Source organism: Actinocatenispora comari, from assembly GCF_017312725.1.
In the GTDB taxonomy this organism is placed as follows: Bacteria; Actinomycetota; Actinomycetes; order Mycobacteriales; family Micromonosporaceae; genus Actinocatenispora; species Actinocatenispora comari.
Genome location: NZ_BOPO01000130.1, coordinates 1 through 18,154 on the forward strand (window position 1 = coordinate 1; position 18,154 = coordinate 18,154).

At 72.5% G+C, this 18,154-nt stretch carries 18 protein-coding genes; 13 read left to right on the top strand and 5 right to left on the bottom strand.

Translation table 11 applies throughout. From position 1 onward, the window contains the following. The coding region (locus tag NUM_RS32135; RefSeq protein ID WP_370467099.1) for a hypothetical protein at positions 1-525 on the top strand (525 nt) is incomplete at its 5' end. A gap of 66 nt (positions 526-591) precedes the next feature. On the opposite strand, the gene NUM_RS32140 is transcribed toward NUM_RS32135, so the two are convergent. The 5 genes from NUM_RS32140 to clpS form a co-directional block, all read right to left on the bottom strand. Then, on the bottom strand, positions 592-1,542 hold the full coding sequence (locus NUM_RS32140) for a PLP-dependent cysteine synthase family protein (protein ID WP_207128690.1): 951 nt from the start codon (positions 1,540-1,542) through the stop codon (positions 592-594). A 10-nt stretch (positions 1,543-1,552) separates the two neighbouring features. Further along, positions 1,553-1,834 (bottom strand): MoaD/ThiS family protein, encoded by a 282-nt coding sequence (locus NUM_RS32145; RefSeq protein WP_207128691.1) that lies wholly within the window; start codon positions 1,832-1,834, stop codon positions 1,553-1,555. A 69-nt stretch (positions 1,835-1,903) separates the two neighbouring features. Beyond that, positions 1,904-2,440, bottom strand: coding sequence for a M67 family metallopeptidase (locus NUM_RS32150; protein WP_207128692.1), 537 nt, complete (start codon positions 2,438-2,440; stop codon positions 1,904-1,906). Between the two features lie 86 nt (positions 2,441-2,526). Next, on the bottom strand, positions 2,527-3,054 hold the full coding sequence (locus tag NUM_RS32155) for a DUF2017 family protein (RefSeq protein ID WP_207128693.1): 528 nt from the start codon (positions 3,052-3,054) through the stop codon (positions 2,527-2,529). A gap of 32 nt (positions 3,055-3,086) precedes the next feature. After that, on the bottom strand, positions 3,087-3,386 hold the full coding sequence (gene clpS, locus NUM_RS32160) for an ATP-dependent Clp protease adapter ClpS (RefSeq protein WP_207128694.1): 300 nt from the start codon (positions 3,384-3,386) through the stop codon (positions 3,087-3,089). Positions 3,387-3,606: 220 nt separating this feature from the next. Between clpS and dxs the strand changes: the two genes are divergently transcribed. From dxs to NUM_RS32220, 12 genes are all read left to right on the top strand, one after another. Next, complete coding sequence (gene dxs, locus NUM_RS32165) at positions 3,607-5,442, top strand: 1-deoxy-D-xylulose-5-phosphate synthase (protein ID WP_207128695.1); 1,836 nt, start codon at positions 3,607-3,609, stop codon at positions 5,440-5,442. A gap of 12 nt (positions 5,443-5,454) precedes the next feature. Continuing rightward, the gene (gene hpnC / locus NUM_RS32170; RefSeq protein ID WP_207128696.1) at positions 5,455-6,342 is read left to right on the top strand and encodes a squalene synthase HpnC; all 888 of its coding nucleotides are present in this window, start codon (positions 5,455-5,457) and stop codon (positions 6,340-6,342) included. Then, a complete protein-coding gene (locus NUM_RS32175) occupies positions 6,339-7,349 on the top strand; it encodes a squalene/phytoene synthase family protein (protein ID WP_207128697.1) in 1,011 nt (336 codons plus the stop codon). The genes hpnC and NUM_RS32175 overlap by 4 nt, the downstream gene beginning before the upstream one ends. Continuing rightward, positions 7,346-8,812, top strand: a complete 1,467-nt coding sequence (gene hpnE, locus NUM_RS32180; RefSeq protein WP_207128698.1) for a hydroxysqualene dehydroxylase HpnE — start codon at positions 7,346-7,348, stop codon at positions 8,810-8,812. Before NUM_RS32175 ends, hpnE begins: the two co-directional genes overlap by 4 nt. A gap of 31 nt (positions 8,813-8,843) precedes the next feature. Further along, positions 8,844-9,893 carry a polyprenyl synthetase family protein gene (locus NUM_RS32185; RefSeq protein ID WP_207128699.1) on the top strand — a complete coding sequence of 350 codons (1,050 nt, stop codon included), beginning with the start codon at positions 8,844-8,846 and terminating at the stop codon, positions 9,891-9,893. Continuing rightward, positions 9,890-11,827: a squalene--hopene cyclase gene (gene shc / locus NUM_RS32190; RefSeq protein WP_207128700.1), complete on the top strand. Its 1,938-nt coding sequence runs from the start codon at positions 9,890-9,892 to the stop codon at positions 11,825-11,827. Before NUM_RS32185 ends, shc begins: the two co-directional genes overlap by 4 nt. Then, positions 11,824-12,534: a phosphorylase family protein gene (locus tag NUM_RS32195; RefSeq protein WP_207128701.1), complete on the top strand. Its 711-nt coding sequence runs from the start codon at positions 11,824-11,826 to the stop codon at positions 12,532-12,534. Before shc ends, NUM_RS32195 begins: the two co-directional genes overlap by 4 nt. 1 nt (position 12,535) lies before the next feature. Beyond that, the gene (gene hpnH, locus NUM_RS32200; protein WP_207128702.1) at positions 12,536-13,546 is read left to right on the top strand and encodes an adenosyl-hopene transferase HpnH; all 1,011 of its coding nucleotides are present in this window, start codon (positions 12,536-12,538) and stop codon (positions 13,544-13,546) included. 220 nt (positions 13,547-13,766) lie between these two features. Next, positions 13,767-15,077, top strand: coding sequence for an ABC transporter substrate-binding protein (locus tag NUM_RS32205; protein ID WP_225918996.1), 1,311 nt, complete (start codon positions 13,767-13,769; stop codon positions 15,075-15,077). A gap of 137 nt (positions 15,078-15,214) precedes the next feature. Then, positions 15,215-16,099, top strand: coding sequence for a carbohydrate ABC transporter permease (locus NUM_RS32210; protein WP_225919007.1), 885 nt, complete (start codon positions 15,215-15,217; stop codon positions 16,097-16,099). Further along, complete coding sequence (locus NUM_RS32215; protein WP_207128704.1) at positions 16,099-16,929, top strand: carbohydrate ABC transporter permease; 831 nt, start codon at positions 16,099-16,101, stop codon at positions 16,927-16,929. The genes NUM_RS32210 and NUM_RS32215 overlap by 1 nt, the downstream gene beginning before the upstream one ends. 9 nt (positions 16,930-16,938) lie before the next feature. Continuing rightward, on the top strand, positions 16,939-18,108 hold the full coding sequence (locus NUM_RS32220) for an ABC transporter ATP-binding protein (RefSeq protein ID WP_207128705.1): 1,170 nt from the start codon (positions 16,939-16,941) through the stop codon (positions 18,106-18,108). Positions 18,109-18,154: the final 46 nt, after the last annotated feature.

Below are 18,154 nucleotides of genomic sequence, written 5' to 3' on the forward strand. Positions count from 1 at the left end.
CCGGTACCGGCCGGCGCCGGGCCGGTACCGCCACCCGCGCCGACCGGCGCCGGGCCCCTGCCCGGCACCGTCGCGCCGCACGGGGCCGCGCAGGTCGCGGTCGCGCCCGGCGCCGGGATGGCTGCGACACAGACCATCCCGGTGGCGGCCGATCACGCGCCGGGCGTGCCGCGGCGTGACGCGGTGCTCGGCATGATGGGCCAGCCGGCGCAGCCGCAGTCGCCGCCGCTGCTCGCCAAGCGGACCGGATCGCCCCGGATGCGGGCGCTCGGGCTCGCCGCGGTGTGGGCGCTGCTGCTCTGCCTGGGCGGCCTCGCCTGCGGCACCTGGGGGCTGATCGCCATCCTCGGCGGGCTGGCCGCCAGCTGGTACGAGCCGACGATCGTGGTCGTCGGTGTCTTCGGGCTGGCGCTCGCCGCCGCGTCGTTCCCGCTGGCCGAGCGGAAGCTGGTGCCCTGGGCGCTGCTCGGCGGCAGCACCGTGACGCTGATCGCCGGCTTCGTCCTCACCGCGTCCGCGACCTGAGCCGCTCCGGCGCCGGGCGACCGGCGCCGGAACCGGGCCCTGGAACTCGCGCCCGGGGATCGGGCGTCAGGCCCAGAGCTGGCCTTCCAGGGACGTCTCCGCCTCCGCGAGGGTGCCCGAGTAGGCGCCGGTCGACAGGTACTTCCAGCCGCCGTCGGCGACGACGAACGCCACGTCGGCGTCCTCCCCCGCCCGGTGCGCCTGGTGCGCCACGGCGAGCGCGGCGTGCAGCACCGCACCGGTGGACGGGCCGGCGAACACGCCCTCCACCTCCATCAGCTGCCGGGTGCGCAGCAGCGCGTCCCGGGTACCGACGGAGAAGCGGCGGGTGAGCACGGTCGCGTCGTACAGCTCGGGGACGTAGCCCTCGTCGATGTTGCGCAGCCCGTACACCAGCTCGCCGTAGCGCGGCTCGGCGGCGATGATCTGGATCTCCGGCTGCTTGTCCCGCAGGTACCGGCCGGTGCCCATCAGGGTGCCGGTGGTGCCGAGGCCGGCGACGAAGTGCGTGATCGTCGGCAGGTCGCGCAGCAGCTCCGGGCCGGTCGTCTCGAAGTGCGCCCGCGCGTTCGCCTCGTTGCCGTACTGGAAGAGCATCACCCAGTCGGGGTGCTCGGCGGCGAGCTGCTTGGCCATCGCGACCGCCTGGTTGGAGCCACCGGCCGCCGGCGAGGAGATGATCTCCGCGCCGTACATGGTGAGGATCTGCCGGCGCTCGGTCGAGGTGTTCTCCGGCATCACGCAGACCAGCCGGTACCCGCGCAGTTTGGCCACCATGGCCAGCGCGATGCCGGTGTTTCCGCTGGTCGGCTCCAGGATGGTGTCGCCGGGGCGGAGCGTGCCGGCCCGCTCCGCCGCCTGCACCATGTACAGCGCGGCCCGGTCCTTGACGCTGCCCGTCGGGTTGCGGTCCTCCAGCTTCGCCCACAGCCGTACGTTCGGCGCAGGGGACAGCCGGGGCAGGCCGACGAGCGGCGTGTCACCGCACGCGTCGAGCAGCGAGTCGTACCGGGACACGGCGCGGCCCTTAGCGGGCGCCGCCGGCGACCGCCGGCAGGATCGTCACCGAGTCGCCGTCGGCCAGCGACGTGGCCAGCGCGCCGGTGAACCGCACGTCCTCGTCGTTGACGTACACGTTGACGAAGCGGTGCAGGCCGCCGTCGTCGGTGATCAGCCGGCCGCGCAGGCCGGGGTGGCGCGCGTCCAGGTCGGTGATCACCTCCGAGAGCGAACTACCGGACGCCTCGACGCTCTTCGCGCCGCCGGTGTAGCTGCGCAGGATGGTCGGGATGCGGACCTCGATGGCCATGCGGGCACTCCTCGAAACAGGGCAGGACGAACAGGGGAAGGGCGAACCGAACGAGTGACGGGACGCCGCTCAGGCGTCGGCGGAGCCAGCAGGGCCGGCAGCGCCGGTGGCGCCCGCGGAACAGTCGTAGACGACGGACGTCGGGGTGTGCCCGAACTTGTACGACTGGACCGGGTCGGTGTCGTCGTCGACGATCTCGACCGGCTCCTCGGTGACCACGCCGTCGACGATCCGGAACGAACGGAACTCGGTGGTCTCCGGCGCACGCGTGCTGACCAGCACGTAGTGCGGGTCGGGCAGCATCGTCGCGTACTCGGCGGCGCGGTTGACGTCGGTACGGGACGGGAACGCCTCGGTGGCGGTGTGCGAGTGGTAGATGACGACGGGCTCCTCGTCCCGGTCGTCGAGCTCCAGGTAGACCCGGCGCCACTCGTCGCCCTCGAACCGGTAGCCGGTCATCGACCGCTCCGCGTTGAGCATCGCGATGAAGCGGACGGCGGTGTCCGAGCCGGCCGGGCCGGCCACGATGCCGCACGCCTCGTCCGGGTGGTCCCGGCGGGCGTGCTCGACGATCGCGTCCCGAACGGAGCGGCCCAGCCTCAGCACGCCTCCAGCCTAACCGGCATTGGACCGACACCGGGAGTGGCACGTCTCACCAGCCAACCACCACCGCGGGACGAATCGGGCAGACGTCAGTACCGCCAGCCGGTCAGCGCGACGAGCAGCGCGTCCTGCACCTCGCCGGCGACCACGTACGCCAGCAGCTGGGCGGCCCGGGGCGAGGACGGGTCGCGGCGGATCTCGGCGTCCAGCTCCTCGGCGAGGTCGGTCTCGGCCGCCACCTCCAGCCGGCTGCCGAGCAGCAGCCGGATGTCGTTGAGGCCGCGCAGCCAGACGCTCGCCGCCTCGTCGTCCAGCCGTACCTCGCCGCCGTCGGCGGGCAGCGTGTCCAGGATCAGCCGGGCCGAGGCGAGCTTCTCGTCGCGCAGCTCGCTCTCGGTGAGCCGGCGCAGCTCGGCCGAGTCGGCCTGCGAGTCGGGGTACACGTCGGGAAACAGCCGGGCCAGCCCGGGATCGTCGCGGTCGATCGGATGGTCGAGCACGTCGCTGCTCTGCCGCACCAGCTCGCGCAGCACCGCCGCGTACTCGGGCGCGAACGAACCGATCAGCTCGTCGCCGTCACGGACAAACAGGGTGAACTCCCCGCTGGGTTCGGTCACTGCACTCCCCGGGTCACGGCCGCACCGCCGCCTCACTGCTGTTCGACGGTGGCCCACAGGCCGTACGAGTGGAGCCGGCTCGCGTCGAACTCCATCCGCTCCCGGGCGCCGGTGGACACCGTGGCGCGGCCCTTCGTGTGCACGTCGAGCATCAGCTTCTCCGCCTTCGGCTTCGGGTAGCCGAACAGCTTGACGAACACCCAGGTCACGTACGTCATCATGTTGACCGGGTCGTCCCAGACGACGGTGACCCACGGCCGGTCGACCGCCGGCCGCTCGGCGACCTCGGTCTCCTCGACCGGCAGCGTCGCGGTCTGGCTCTCGCTAGTCATTGCCCCTCCGCGGGACGGATCGCGTCGGCGCGGCTCATGACCCCTCCGTGCGCCCCACGTCTCCATGGTGCCACCCGGACGTTCCGGCGCAGACCGGCGGGCAGTCGGGGCCGGCCGGGCGGAAATCTCCGCGAACAAAATGATATTGGCGGCCGGCACGGGTACATCTGACGGTGAGGCACGTGCACACCACCCAGGCGCCGAACCCGCGGAGGCAGCAATGGCTCTGCTCGAGTCGATCACCGAGCCGGCGGACCTCCGCCGGCTCGCTGCCGCTCAGCTCACCGAGCTGGCCGGCGAGATCCGGGAATTCCTGATCCGCGCGGTGTGCCACACCGGCGGACATCTGGGACCGAACCTGGGCGTGGTGGAGCTGACCATCGCGCTGCACCGGGTGTTCGGCTCCCCGTTCGACCGGCTGGTGTTCGACACCGGCCACCAGTCGTACGTGCACAAGCTGCTGACCGGCCGCCGGGCCGGTTTCGCCGGGCTGCGCCAGGAGGGCGGGCTGTCCGGCTACCCCAGCCGCGCGGAGTCGGTGCACGACCTGGTGGAGAACTCGCACGCGTCGACCGCACTGTCCTACGCCGACGGCCTGGCCAAGGCGTACGCGCTGGACGGCTCGGACCGCCGGGTCGTGGCCGTGATCGGGGACGGCGCGCTGACCGGCGGTCTCGCCTGGGAGGCGCTGAACAACCTCGGCGGCTGCGACCGGCCGGTGGTCGTGGTGCTCAACGACAACGGCCGCTCGTACGAGCCGACCGTCGGCGGGCTCGCCGGCCAGCTGGCCGCGTCGCGCCGGCGCAGCGGGTACGCCGACGTGCTGGCGCTGCTGGAGGGACCTCCGGGGCACGTCGCCGAGCGATCCGCGGCACCGACGCTGAGCGAGCTGTTCGGCGGGCTGGGGCTGGGCTACCTCGGGCCGGTCGACGGGCACGACATCGGCGCGCTGGAGCGGGCGTTCGCGACGGCCCGGGAGTACGGCCGGCCGGTGGTGGTGCACTGCCTGACCCGCAAGGGCCTCGGGTACGGGCCGGCGGAGACCGACGACGCGGACCGGCTGCACTCGATCGGCGTGGCCGACCCGGCGACCGGTACCCCGGTGAAGTCGGAACGCACCTGGACGCACGCGTTCTCCGACGAGCTGGTCGCGCTCGGCTCGGAACGGCCGGACGTGGTGGCGATGTCGGCGGCGATGGTCCGGCCGACCGGGCTGCACCCGTTCGCGGTCAAGTTCCCGGACCGGGCGTACGACGTGGGCATCGCCGAGCAGCACGCGGTGACGTCCGCGGCGGGGCTGGCGATGGGCGGCAAGCACCCGGTCGTGGCGATCTACGCGACGTTTCTCAACCGGGCGTTCGACCAGGTGCTGATGGACGTCGGGCTGCACCGGCTGCCGGTGACGTTCGTGCTGGACCGGGCCGGGGTGACCGGACCGGACGGGCCGAGCCATCACGGCATGTGGGACATGGCCGCGCTCGGCGTGGTACCGGGGCTGCGGCTCGCCGCGCCGCGCGACGCCGGCACCCTGCGCGAGGAGTTGCGGGAGGCGGTCGAGGTCACCGACGGGCCGACCGTACTGCGGTTCCCGAAGGCGTCGCTGGGCGACGACATCCCGGCGCTGCACCGGATCGGCGGGGTCGACCTGCTGCGCCGGCCGGAGCGGCCGGACATCCTGCTCGTGTCGGTCGGCGTACTGGCCGGCGCGGCACTGGCCGCCGCGGACGAGCTGGCCGCGCTCGGCCACCGGGTCACCGTGGTCGACCCGCGCTGGGTCCGCCCCGCCCCACCGGTCCTGGCCGAGCTGGCCGCCGAGCACCGGCTCGTCGTCACCGTCGAGGACGGGGTACGCGAGGGCGGGGCCGGCGCGGCGGTCGCGGCGCTGCTCGCCGACACCGGGGTCGAGGTGCCGGTGACCGTGCTCGGCCTGCCCCGGGAGTTCCTGCCGCACGCCGGCCGCGGCAGCCTGCTCGGCCGGTACGGGCTGGACGCGACCGGCATCGCCGCCGCGACGCTCGACTCGCTCGGCCGCATCCCCACCGCGACGACTGCCTGATCGGTTGACTCGATGACCACTGCGCACCCCGACGACGTCTCGGCCGACCCCGGATCCGGGCCGGACCGGCTCGCCGTCACGGCGGATCCGACCACCCAGGCCGGTGCCGAGAACTTCCCGGTGGCGCTGCGGGTGCTGCCCGCCGCGCCGCGCCGGCACCTGCTCGCGATCTACGGGTACGCCCGGATGGTCGACGACATCGGCGACGAGTACACCGGGGACCGGCTCGCCCGGCTGGACGAGGTGGAGCAGGAGCTGCGCGGGCTGTACGCGGGCCGACCGGCCGGCGAGCGGGTGCTGCGCGAGCTGGCGCCCACGATCGAGGCCTGCGGGATCCCGGCCGAGGTGCTGGTCCGGCTGATCGAGGCGAACCGGGTCGACCAGGTGGTCGCGCGGTACGCCACGTTCGACCAGCTGGCCGACTACTGCACGCTGTCCGCGAACCCGGTCGGCGAGCTGGTGCTGTACGTGTTCGGCCGGCACACCGCGGCCCGGGTCGCGCTGTCCGACCGGATCTGCACCGCGCTGCAGATCGTCGAGCACCTGCAGGACATCGCCGAGGACCACCGCGCCGGCCGGGTGTACCTGCCGCAGGAGGATCTGGACCGGTTCGGCGTCACGGAGGCGGATCTCGCCGCGCCGCGGGCGAACACCGCGCTGCGCAACCTGGTGGCGTACGAGGCGGAGCGGGCCGCGGCCTGGCTGGCCGCCGGCGAACCGCTGCTGGGCTCGCTGCACGGGTTCGCCCGGCTCGCGGTCGGCGGCTACGCGGCGGGCGGCCGGGCCGCGCTCGCCGCGCTCGCCCGCAGCGGGTACGACCCGCTGCCCGGCCCACCGAAGGCGAGCAAGGCGATGGTGGTGGGTGCGCTGCTGCGCACCACGTTCGGGAGGCGTGCATGACAGTCATCGAGGCCGCGTACCAGCACTGCGAGCAGGTCACCCGCACCGAGGCGCGGAACTTCTCGTACGGGATCCGGCTGCTGCCGCCGGACAAGCGGCGCGCGCTGTCCGCCGTGTACGCGCTGGCCCGGCGCATCGACGACATCGGCGACGGTACGGCCAGCGTCGACGAACGGCTCGCCGGCCTCGCCGCGGTCCGGGCCGACCTGAAGCTGCTGGCCGATCCGGACGCCGAGCCGCACGACCCGGTGCTGTACGCGCTGACCGACGCCGCCCGCCGCTTCCCGATCCCGCTGTCCTGCTTCGACGAGCTGATCGACGGCTGCGAGGCGGACGTGCGCGGGACCAGCTACCGCACGCTGGCCGACCTGGTCGGCTACTGCCGGCAGGTGGCCGGTTCGGTCGGGCGGCTGTCGCTCGGCGTCTTCCTCGGCGATCCGGCCACGCCGGCGGCGCCCGACGGGTCGCACCGGATCACCGTCGGCGCCCCGCTGCCGATCGAGAAGATGCTCGACCTGGCGCCGGAACCGGCCACCGCCGACTCGCTCACCGACGCCGAACTGGCCGACGTGCTCGGCGTCGCGCTGCAGCTGACGAACATCCTGCGCGACGTGCTGGAGGACCGCCGCAACGACCGGATCTACCTGCCCAAGCAGGATCTGCAACGGTTCGGCGTCCGGTTGAAGCTCTCCGACTCCGAGCGCGACGGGGTCGGCTTCGACGACGAGCGGGCCGCGCTCGCCGGCCTGATCCGGTTCGAGGCGGCGCGGGCCGGCCGCTGGTACACGATCGGGCTGCAATTGCTGCCGCGGCTCGACCACCGGTCCGCGGCGTGCACCGGCGCGATGGCCGGCATCTACCACGCGCTGCTGCGCCGGATCTGGCGCGACCCGCTCGCCGTCACGCACGGCCGGCTGTCGTTGCCCGGCCGGCAGAAGGCGCTCGTCGCGGGCCGCGCGCTGCTGCCGCGCCGCGGCCGCCAGCGCAGCGCCGCGGGGGTGTCGTGACTGCACAGCGGTACGACGTCGCGGTGGTGGGCGGAGGCCTCGCTGGCATCGCCGCCGCGGTCCGGCTCGCCGACGCCGGGGCCACGGTCGCGCTGCTGGAGGGGCGGCCGCGGCTGGGCGGCGCCACGTACTCGTTCCGGCGCGGCGAGCTGACCGTGGACACCGGGCAGCACGTGTTCCTGCGCTGCTACACCGACTACCTGGCGCTGCTGCGCCGGCTCGGTACCGCCGAGGCGGTGGAGGTGCAGGACCGGTTCGACGTGCCGGTCCTGGCTCCGGGTCGGCCGGTGCACCGGCTGCGCCGGACCCGCGGGCTGCCGGCACCGCTGCACCTGCTGCCGGCGCTGCTCGGGTACGCGCCGCTGAGCGTCCGGGAGCGACTGGGCGCGCTGCGCGCCGCCGCGGCGTTGCGGTTCGTCGACCCGGACGCGCCGGCGACCGACGAGCGCAGCCTGGGCGAGTTCTTCGCCGCACGGCACCAGTCGCCGGACACGGTGCGCCGGCTGTGGGAGCTGATCGCGGTGTCCGCGCTGAACGTGGCACCCGACGGCGCGTCGCTGGCGCTCGCCGCCCGGGTGTTCCGGACCGGGCTGCTGACCTCGGCGCGGGCCGGCGACATCGGCCGGCCCCGGATCGCGCTGTCCGCGCTGCACGCCGACCCGGCGGTACGGGTACTCGGCGAGCTCGGCGCCACCGTCCGCACCCGCTGCAAGGTGGAGCGGATCAGCCGGTCCGGCGCCGACCTCACGCTGTCCACTTCGGACGGTGCGGTGGTCGCCCGGTCGGTGGTGCTGGCGGTGCCGCACCCGGCCGCCGCCCGGCTGGTGCCGCCCGGCGCGGTCGAGGCGCCGCAGCGCTGGGCCGAGCTGTCCGCCACCGCGATCGTCAACGTGCACCTGGTGTACGACCGGACGGTCACCGGGCACGGCTTCGCCGCGGCGATCGACTCGCCGGTGCAGTGGCTGTTCGACCGCACCCGGGAGTCCGGGCTGCGCTCCGGCCAGTACCTCGCGGTCTCGCTGTCCGCGGCCGACGCGCTGCTGGGGCGGCCGGCGGCCGAGCTGATCGCCGAGCAGCGGGACGCGCTCGCGACGCTGCTGCCGGGCGCCCGCGGGGCGGAGCTGACCGAGGCGTTCGTGACCCGGGAGCCGCGCGCGACCTTCCGGCAGGCGCCCGGCACCCGCGCGATCCGGCCCGCCACCCGCACCGAACTGCCCGGCCTGGTGCTGGCCGGCGCCTGGGTCGGCACCGGCTGGCCCGACACGATGGAAGGCGCGGTCCGCAGCGGCAACGCCGCCGCGGACGCGATCGCCGAGCACCTCGGCGGGTCAGCCGGATCCGCGCGGACCGCGGGCACGCGCGCCGCGGCCGGCCGACCACCCGACACCCCACCGTCCACAGTGGATGAAGCGGCCTCGCCGACGAACCTCGATCCCCGACTCACCTCGGAGGCAGCATCATGAGCACAACCCGGGCCGGCGCGGAGGCGGCGCGATGACGGCGACCATACCGGAGAGCCTCGGTGCGCTGCGGGCACTGGTCGAACCGTCCATCCGGGGCGCGATCGACCGGCTCGATCCGCACTGCCGCCTGGTTTCCGGCTACCACCTCGGGTACTGGGAGGCCGACGGGACGCCGACCGACGGTGGTGGCAAGGGCATGCGGGCGGCGTTCACGCTGCTCGGTGCGCGCGCCGCGGGCGCCCGGCCGGACCGCGCGGTGCCGGCCGCCGCCGCGGTCGAGCTGGTGCACAACTACTCGCTGCTGCACGACGACGTGATGGACCGTGACGCCGAGCGGCGGCACCGCCCGTCGGCCTGGGCGGCGTACGGCGAGGCGGACGCCATCCTCGCCGGCGACGCGCTGCTGGGGCTGGCGTTCGAGCTGCTGGCCGAGGCGGCCGAGCCGACCGCGACCTGGGCGCTTCGTACCCTGTCGGTGACGGTGCGCCGGCTGGTCGCCGGGCAGACCGCGGACCTGCGGTTCGAGCGGCGCGACGACGTGACGCTGGACGAGTGCCTGGAGATGGTGCGCGGCAAGACCGCGGCGCTGTTCGCCTGCTCCTGCTCGATCGGCGCGATGCTGTGCGACGCGCCGGCCGAGACCACGCTGCGCCTCGCCCGGTACGGCGAGCACCTCGGGGTGGCGTTCCAGCTCGTCGACGACCTGCTCGGGATCTGGGGCACGCCCGAGGTGACCGGCAAGCCGGTGCTGCACGACCTGCAGTCGCGCAAGAAGTCGATCCCGGTGGTGTACGCGCTGGGCGCCGGCGTCGCCGCGGCCGACCGGCTGCGCGAGCTGTACCTCGCGCCCGGTGAGCTGACCGGCGACCAGCTGACCGAGGCGGCCGCGCTGGTCGAGGCGGCCGGTGGCCGGTCCTGGACCGAACACGAGGCCGGCCGCCAGCTCGACCTCGCGCTGGCCCAGCTCGACGAGATCGACCAGCTCGCCGGTACCGACGACGCGGCGCCGGCGCCGCTGCCGGCGGACGTCCGGGCCGAGCTGATCGACCTGGCGCACTTCGTCACGGGGCGGGACCGATGACCGTACAGGCTCAGTCCACTTTGGACGCCGCCGGCGCGGCGCTGGACCGCGCGGTGGCGTGGCTGCGCGAACACCAGACCGCGGACGGCTGGTGGAAGGGCAACATGGAGACCAACGTGACGATGGATGCCGAGGACCTGCTGATGCGGCAGTTCCTCGGCATCCGTACCGCGGAGCAGACCGCGGCGTCGGCGCGCTGGATCCGGTCCAAGCAGCGCGACGACGGCACCTGGGCCACCTTCCACGGCGGCCCGGCCGACCTGTCCACCACGGTCGAGGCGTACCTGGCGCTCAAGCTCGCCGGCGACGACGTCGACGCGCCGCACATGGCCGCCGCCCGCCGATACGTGCTGTCGCACGGCGGCCTGGAGTCCACCCGGGTGTTCACCCGGATCTGGCTGGCGCTGTTCGGCGAGTGGCCGTGGCGGCTGGTCCCGGTGATCCCGCCGGAGATCGTGTTCCTGCCGCCGTCCGCGCCGCTGTCGCTGTACAGCTTCGGCTGCTGGGCCCGGCAGACCGTGGTGCCGATCGCCGTCCTGCGGGCGCTGCAACCGCAACGCCGGCTCGGCGTCTCGCTGGCCGAACTGCGGGCCGGGTCGCCGCCGCCCACCCCGCCGCGCGCGCTGACCGTACCGGGGCTGTTCCACCTGCTCGACCGCCAGGTACTGATCGGGTACGAGCGGCACCCAATCCGGCCGCTGCGCCGGCTGGCGCTGGCCCGCTGCGCCGAGTGGATGATCGCCCGGCAGGAGGCGGACGGCGGCTGGGGCGGCATCCAGCCACCGTGGGCGTACGGGCTGATGGCGCTCGACGCGCTCGGCTACCCGCTGGACCACCCGGTGCAGCGGGCGGCGCTGTCCGGCCTGGACGGCTTCACCGTCCACGAGGACTCTCCGACCGGCACGCTGCGCTGGATGGAGGCGTGCCAGTCGCCGGTGTGGGACACCTGCCTCGCGGTCACCGCCCTCGCCGATGCCGGCGTCGCCGCCGACGACCCGGCACTCACCCGGGCCGGCCGCTGGCTGGTCGGCGAGGAGATCCGGCGGACCGGCGACTGGGCCGTGCGCCGTCCGGGGCTCGCACCGAGCGGCTGGGCGTTCGAGTTCGCCAACGACGGGTACCCGGACACCGACGACACCGCCGAGGTGATCCTGGCGCTGCGCCGGATCCGGTCCGGCGCGGCGGATGCCCGGGAGCGGCGGGCCACGATCGGCCGCGCGGTGCGCTGGCTCGCCGGCATGCAGTCGTCGGACGGCGGGTGGGGGGCGTTCGACGCCGACAACACCTCCAGCATCCCGGCGCAGATCCCGTTCGCCGACTTCGGTGCGATGACCGACCCGCCGTCCGCGGACGTCACCGCGCACGTGGTCGAGTGCCTGTGCGCCGAGGGCATGGCGGACGACCCGGTGGTGCGCCGCGGCGTCGACTGGCTGCTGCGCCACCAGGAGGACGACGGCTCCTGGTACGGCCGGTGGGGCGCGAACCACGTGTACGGCACCGGCGCGGTGGTGCCGGCGCTGATCGCGGCCGGGTTCACGCCGCACGATCCGCGGATCCGGCGGGCGGTGCGCTGGCTGTCGGCGCACCAGAACCCGGACGGCGGCTGGGGCGAGGACCTGCGCTCCTACCGCGACGACTCGTGGCGCGGGCGCGGCGAGTCGACCCCGTCGCAGACGGCGTGGGCGCTGCTGGCGCTGGACGCGGCCGACGCCGGCGCGAGCGCGGAGGCCCGCCGCGGCGCCGGTTACCTGGCCCAGACGCAGAACCCGGACGGGTCCTGGGACGAGGACCACTTCACCGGCACCGGCTTCCCGGGCGACTTCTACCTCAGCTACAAGCTGTACCGGATGGTGTTCCCGGTCAGCGCGCTCGGCCGGATCCTGGGCCGGGTCACGCCGGCACCGACCGACAGCGACACCCGGGCGGCCCGATGACCGTACTGCTCGCCCCGATGCGCGCCGAGGCCCGCGCCCTGCGCCGCGGCATCGCGGCACGCCCCGGCGCCCCGGCGGCGGGTACCGGGATGGCCGGTGGCGCGGTGCCGGTGCTGCACGGCGGGGTCGGCCCGGTCCGGGCGGCCCGCGCCGCGGACCGGCTGGCCGGCCACGGCGTGCTCGTGGCCGGGGTCGGCGGCGGCCTGGTCGCCTCGCTGCACGCCGGCGACGTGGTACTGGCGGACGAGGTACGCGGCCCGGACGGCGATCCGGTCCGCCTCGACGGCACGGCGGAGCTCGCCGCGCTGCTGCGCGCCGCCGGCCACACCGTCCACATCGGACCGATCGCGAGCCGGCCGCGGATCGTGGCCGGCGCGGAGCGCGACCGGCTCGCCGGCACTGCACACGCCGGCGGCGAACACGGCCGGCCCGCCGGCAGCGAACACGGCCGGCCCGCCGGTGGGGGCGCGCTCGTCGCCGACACCGAGTCGTACTGGCTGCTGTCCGGTCCGGCGCGGCCGGTGGGCTGCCTGCGGGTGGTCGCCGACTGCGCGCCGGGGCCGGTGTTCGGCCCGGCCACCCTGTGGCACCTGCGTACCGCGCTGCGCCGGCTGCGGGCGCTGGCCGACGTGCTCGCCGGCTGGGCCGCGACGGCCGGCCCGGCGGTCCGGAACCAATCACACCAACCCCTCAAGGAGGTGCGCTGACATGGGTGTACCGCTGCGACAGGCGGTCAAGGTCGGTGCCTACGTGATGAAGAACAGGCTCGCCGGTCGAAAGAAGTTCCCGCTCGTCCTGGAGCTGGAACCGCTGTTCGCCTGCAACCTGGCATGCGCCGGCTGCGGCAAGATCCAGGAACCGGCGGACGTGCTCAAGCGACGGATGCCGGTCGAGCAGGCGGTCGCCGCGGTCGAGGAATGCGGTACCCCGGCCATCTCGATCGCCGGCGGCGAACCGCTGATGCATCCGCAGATCGACGTGATGGTCAACGAACTGGTCAAGCGGAAGAAGTTCGTCATCCTCTGCACCAACGCGGTGCTGCTGCGCAAGCGGTTCGACAAGTTCGACTTCAAGCCCTCACCGTACTTCCAGTTCGCGGTGCACATCGACGGGCTGCGCGAGCGGCACGACGAGTCGGTGAGCAAGGAGGGCGTCTTCGACGAGGCGATCGCGGCGATCAGGTTCCTGCAGGCCAAGGGTTTCCGGGTGACGACGAACTCGACGTTCTTCAACACCGACACCCCGCAGACCATCATCGACGTGCTGAACTTCCTCAACGACGAGGTCAAGGTCGACGACATGATGATCTCGCCGGCCTACGCGTACGAGAAGGCGCCCGACCAGGACCACTTCCTCGGCGTGACCGAGACGCGAGAACTGTTCAAGAAGGCGTTCGCGAACGGCAACCGGAAGAAGTGGCGGCTGTCCCACTCCCCGCTGTTCCTGGACTTCCTGGAGGGCAAGCGGGACTTCGACTGCACCGCCTGGGGCATCCCGTCGTACTCGCTCAAGGGGTGGCAGCGACCCTGCTACCTGATGGGCGACAGCTACGCCAAGAGCTACCGGGAGCTGGTCGAGACCACCGACTGGGACTCGTACGGCCGGGGCCGGGACGAGCGCTGCAACAACTGCATGGCGCACTGCGGGTACGAGCCGAGCGCCGTGCTGGCCACGATGAGCTCGCTGCGGGACGGGCTGCGCGCGATGCGCGAGGTCTGACGCCGGCGGTACCGGTACCAACCGGTACCAACCGGTGCCGCCGCCACCACCGTGGCATCCACCTGTTGGGCGGAAACGGCAACGCCCTGCCCGAGCCGGAATTAGATTACGTCTTGTCGCATCTCGGCGACGCTTGCGCGCTCGTACCGCGAGTGCGGCGACCGCAGAACGGGCCGGGGCACGCGCTACCCAGCCCGGAATGCCGGAAGGAGAGCGGATCGTGCGGCGAGGAACCAAGCCGCGGCTGCGCACGGGTCTGGCGGTGGGAGCGGCGGCCGTCATGGCCGGCACGCTGCTGTCCGCCTGTGGATCGGAATCGACGGGGACCCCGGTCCTGAACCTGTACGCATACCCGCAACAGCACCGAGCAGACATCGTCAAACGCTGCAACCAGCAGGCACACGGCAAGTACCGGATCGATCTGAACCTGTTGCCCCGCACCGCGGACCAGCAGCGGGAGCAGCTGGTGCGCCGGCTCGCCGCGGGCGATCACGGCATGGACATCCTCGGCGTCGACGTCACCTGGACCGCCGAGTTGGCCAAGGCGGGCTGGATCCGGCCGTGGACCGGCAGCAACCGGCAGCAGGTGGAGAACGGCACGCTGCCCGCGCCGCTGTCCACCGCCACCATCAACGGCCAGCTGTACGGCGCGCCGAACAACACCAACGTCCAGCTGCTGTGGTATCGCTCCGACCTGATGCCCAAACCGCCGGCGACCTACCAGGGCCTGATCGACGAGGCGACCCGGCTGCAGAAGGCCGGCAAGCCGCACTACGTCGAGGTCACCGGCGCCCAGTACGAGGGCCTCGTGGTGTGGTTCAACAGCGTGCTCGCCGCGGCCGGCGGCTCGATCCTGAACAAGGCGGGTACCGAGGTGTCGCTGGGCAAGCCGGCGGTCACCGCGCTGTCCACCATGGCGAAGTTCGCCAACTCGGCGGCGGCCGACCCGTCGCTGTCCAACACCCAGGAGGACCCGGCCCGGCTGGCCGTCGAGGGCGGTACCGCCGTCGCCGAGATCAACTGGCCGTACGTGTACGCGTCGATGGCCGCGGACAAACCGGCGATGCTGAAGAACTTCAAGTGGGCGCCGATCCCCGGCATCACCGGTACCGGCAAGGCCACCATCGGCGGCGAGAACCTCGCCGTGAGCAAGTACTCCGACCATCCGGACCTCGCGTTCACCGCGGCGCTGTGCCTGCGCAACGCGGCGAACCAGAAGTACGGCGCGATTCTGGACGGGGTACCGCCGACCATCGAGTCGGTCTACCACGACACCACGCCGCTGGATCCGAACAAGAAGGCCGACGCGAAGACCAACCCGAGCATGGCGACCGCATACCCGATGCGGCAGGCGATTCTGGACGAGCTGCGCACCGCCGTGTCCCGGCCGGTGACCGCCACCTACCAGAACGTCTCGACGGTCACCTCGACGTTGCTGTCCCCGCCGAAGTCGATCCAACCGGAGTCCACCGAGCGCGCGCTGCGATCGCAGATCAGCGACGCACTCCAGTCCAAGGGGGTCATGCCGTGACCGACGACGGTGAGACGCGCCCACCCCGCGACGAGACGCGCGCCGGAGCCGACGTCCCGGCGCCGGCCGACGGTACGGTCGCGGCCACCGGCGGCGCCGCGACCGCGACCGCGCCGACCGGCGCGCACCGGGTCGCGGTGAGCGAGGGCAAACGCTCCGAACGGCGACTCGGCTGGCTGCTGTGCCTGCCGGCCGCGGTGATCATGGTCGTGGTCACCATCTATCCGATCGTCTACGCGCTGCTGCTGTCGTTCCAGCGGGCCGACCTGCGGTTCCCGAACGACAACAAGTGGATCGGGGTGACCAACTACGTCACCGTGCTGACCAACTCGTTCTGGTGGCACGCGTTCGTGATCACGATGATCGTCACCGTCATCAGCGTCGCGGTCGAGCTGGTACTCGGCATGGCGCTGGCGATGGTCATGCACCGGACGCTGCTCGGCCGCGGGCTGGTGCGCACCCTGGCGCTCATCCCGTACGGCATCGTCACGGTCGTCGCCGCCTTTGGCTGGCGGTACGCGTGGACGCCCGGCTACGGCTACCTGGCGAACCTGCTGTCGGACAACTCGGCGCCGCTGACCCAGCAGGTACCGGCGGTGGGCATCATCATCCTCGCCGAGATCTGGAAGACGACGCCGTTCATGGCGCTGCTGCTGATGGCGGGCCTCGCGATCGTGCCGGACGACCTGCAGCGGGCCGCGTCGATGGACGGCGCGACCACCTGGCAGCGGTTCACCCAGGTGACGCTGCCGCTGATGAAGCCGGCGATCCTGGTCGCGCTGCTGTTCCGCACGCTGGACGCGGTGCGCATCTACGACAACATCTACGTGCTGACCAACGGCGCGCAGGGCACCAGCTCGCTGTCGATCCTGACCTACCACAACCTGATCGGTGGGCTGAACCTCGGCATCGGCTCGACCATGTCGATCCTGATGTTCATCACCGTCGCGATCATCGCGTTCATCTTCATCAAGGGGTTCGGCACCGCCGCACCCGGCACCGACTCCACGGGGAGGCGCTGATGGCCACCACGGCCCGGCAGCGCACCGGCTGGACCATCGCGAACGTCGTCGTGGCGATCTACGCGCTGATCCCGGTGCTGTGGCTGCTGTCGTTGTCACTCAAGGACAAGAGCACGTTCACCGACGGGCACTTCATCCCGCGCAAGTGGACGTTCGAGAACTACGTCAACATCTTCCAGGTCGGTGGCTTCCTCCGGCCGTTGATCAACTCGATCGGCATCGCCGTCATCTCCACCGTGATCGCGATCGTGTTCGGCACGTTCGCCGCGTACGCGATCGCCCGGCTGCAGTTTCCCGGCAAGAGCCTGATGCTCGGCGCCTCGCTGCTGATCGCGATGTTCCCGCAGATCTCGCTGGTGACCCCGATGTTCCAGATCGAGCGGCAGATCGGCCTGTTCAACACCTGGCCGGGACTGATCCTGCCGTACATCACGTTCGCGCTGCCGCTGACGATCTACACCCTGTCGGCGTTCCTGCGCGAGATCCCGTGGGAGCTGGAGAAGGCGGCGAAGATGGACGGCGCCACGCCCTTCCAGGCCTTCCGGCAGGTGATCGTGCCGCTGGCGATGCCGGGCGTGGTGACCACCGCGATCCTCGCGTTCATCCAGTGCTGGAACGACTTCGTCTTCGCGATCTCGCTGACCTCGTCGAACACGGCACGCACGGCGCCGGCGGCGATCTCGTACTTCACCGGCGCCTCCCAGTTCGAGGATCCGGTCGGCTCGATCATGGCAGCCGCGGTGGTGATCACGATCCCGATCATCATCTTCGTACTGATCTTCCAGCGTCGGATCGTCTCCGGGCTCACGTCCGGTGCGGTGAAGGGATGAGTGGCAACAGTGGCTGAGATCGTCCTCGACGAGATAACCAAGCGGTTCCCGGACGGCACCGTCGCCGTCGACAAGTTCAGCCTGGACGTGGCCGACCACGAGTTCATCATCCTGGTCGGGCCGTCCGGCTGCGGGAAGACCACCACGCTGAACATGATCGCCGGGCTGGAGGACATCTCCGACGGCGAACTGCGCATCGACGGCAAGCGGGTCAACGAGGTGGCGCCGCGGGACCGGGACATCGCGATGGTGTTCCAGTCGTACGCGCTGTACCCGCACATGACGGTGCGGGAGAACATCGGCTTCCCGCTGAAGCTGGCCAAGGTGGACAAGGCGCAGGCGAACCAGCAGATCGAGGAGGCCGCGGCGATCCTCGACCTCACCCCGTACCTGGACCGCAAGCCCGGCGCGCTCTCCGGCGGGCAGCGACAGCGGGTCGCGATGGGCCGGGCGATCGTGCGCAGCCCCAAGGCGTTCCTGATGGACGAACCACTGTCCAACCTGGACGCCAAGCTGCGGGTGCAGATGCGCACCTCGATCTCCCGGATCCAGAAGCGGCTCGGCACCACCACCGTGTACGTCACGCACGACCAGACCGAGGCGATGACGCTCGGCGACCGGATCGTGATTATGCGGGCCGGGCTGATCCAGCAGGTCGGCTCGCCGCAGGAACTGTACGAGGACCCGGTCAACCTGTTCGTCGCCGGGTTCATCGGCTCGCCGTCGATGAACTTCGTCCCCGGCACCATCGCCGACAACGCGATCGACACGGTGCTCGGCCGGATCCCGCTCACCGACCGGATCCGTACCACGCTGGACGCGCACGAGGCGCCGCGCGAGGTGATCGTCGGCATCCGGCCGGAGGCGTTCGAGGACGCCGCGCTGGTAGACGGCAGCCGCGGCGCCGGGGTCACGTTCACCGCACCGGTGGACATCCTGGAGTCGATGGGCTCGGTCAAGTACGCGTACTTCTCGCTGGAGAACGCGCACGTCGACTCCGAGCACCTGGCCGAGCTCGAACGCGACTCCGGTACCGAGGAGATCGGCCAGGCGCAGATCGTCACCGAGCTGGACGCCCGGTCCCAGGTCCGGGAGGGCCAGAACCTGGAGGTCTGGTTCGATCCGGACTCGATCGACGTGTTCGAACCGAGCTCCGGCGCCAACCTCACCGCCAAGTAGGAACCCATCACGGCCGGGGCCGCGGCGACCAGCCGCCGCCCCGGCC

What these genes read in the sequence shown, in the direction of transcription:
- NUM_RS32145 (WP_207128691.1), bottom strand. Translation starts at nt 1,834, where the DNA reads ATGGCCATCGAGGTCCGCATCCCGACCATCCTGCGCAGCTACACCGGC.
- clpS (WP_207128694.1), bottom strand. Translation starts at nt 3,386, where the DNA reads ATGACTAGCGAGAGCCAGACCGCGACGCTGCCGGTCGAGGAGACCGAG.
- dxs (WP_207128695.1), top strand. Translation starts at nt 3,607, where the DNA reads ATGGCTCTGCTCGAGTCGATCACCGAGCCGGCGGACCTCCGCCGGCTC.
- hpnC (WP_207128696.1), top strand. Translation starts at nt 5,455, where the DNA reads ATGACCACTGCGCACCCCGACGACGTCTCGGCCGACCCCGGATCCGGG.
- NUM_RS32175 (WP_207128697.1), top strand. Translation starts at nt 6,339, where the DNA reads ATGACAGTCATCGAGGCCGCGTACCAGCACTGCGAGCAGGTCACCCGC.
- NUM_RS32185 (WP_207128699.1), top strand. Translation starts at nt 8,844, where the DNA reads ATGACGGCGACCATACCGGAGAGCCTCGGTGCGCTGCGGGCACTGGTC.
- shc (WP_207128700.1), top strand. Translation starts at nt 9,890, where the DNA reads ATGACCGTACAGGCTCAGTCCACTTTGGACGCCGCCGGCGCGGCGCTG.
- NUM_RS32195 (WP_207128701.1), top strand. Translation starts at nt 11,824, where the DNA reads ATGACCGTACTGCTCGCCCCGATGCGCGCCGAGGCCCGCGCCCTGCGC.
- hpnH (WP_207128702.1), top strand. Translation starts at nt 12,536, where the DNA reads ATGGGTGTACCGCTGCGACAGGCGGTCAAGGTCGGTGCCTACGTGATG.
- NUM_RS32215 (WP_207128704.1), top strand. Translation starts at nt 16,099, where the DNA reads ATGGCCACCACGGCCCGGCAGCGCACCGGCTGGACCATCGCGAACGTC.